We start from the raw sequence: 709 nt of genomic DNA, 5'->3' as shown, positions 1-709 counted from the left end.
GGGTGCAGCAGACCATCATCGACCCCGAAGGCGATTTCGTGTCGCTGGGTGAACGCTTTGGACATCTGGTGATCGACGCCGAGGAGCATACCGAGCGCGGTCTGCAGGCGGCGGGCGAGCGCGCGCGCATCCACCGCGTCTCGACGGTGCTCAATCTCGAGGGGCTCGACGCCGAGAACCAGATGCGGCGCGCAGCGGCTTTCCTCGGCGGGCTGTTCGAGGTCGCGCGCGACCACTGGTACCCGATGCTGGTGGTCGTCGACGAGGCGCAGCTCTTCGCGCCCGCCGCCGCCGGCGAGGTTTCGGACGAGGCGCGCAAGCTTTCGCTCGGCGCCATGACCAATCTGATGTGCCGCGGCCGCAAGCGCGGGCTGGCCGGCATCATCGCCACGCAGCGGCTGGCGAAGCTCGCCAAGAACGTCGCGGCGGAAGCCTCCAACTTCCTGATGGGCCGCACCTTTCTCGACATCGACATGGCGCGCGCGGCCGACCTGCTCGGCATGGAGCGGCGCCAGGCCGAAGCCTTCCGCGACCTGGAGCGCGGGCATTTCATGGCGCTTGGGCCCGCTTTGTCGCGCCGCCCGCTCGGCGTGCGCATCGGCCAGACCGAGACCAGCCCGCGCAACGGCACGCCGCGGCTGATGCCGCTGCCGGAAGCGGCGTTGGAGGATGCGCGCTCGATCATCCTTGCCGCGCCGCCACCGGAGAC

1 protein-coding gene is annotated in these 709 nt (G+C 70.4%); it reads left to right on the top strand.

What is annotated here, in order from left to right:
* A partial coding sequence (locus EOA27_RS38860) for an ATP-binding protein (protein WP_145970923.1) occupies positions 1-709 on the top strand: 709 nt, incomplete at both ends.

The sequence above is a fragment of the Mesorhizobium sp. M2A.F.Ca.ET.037.01.1.1 genome (genome assembly GCF_003998075.1).
Lineage (GTDB): Bacteria > Pseudomonadota > Alphaproteobacteria > Rhizobiales > Rhizobiaceae > Mesorhizobium.
This window is presented reverse-complemented; position numbering and strand designations above follow the sequence as displayed.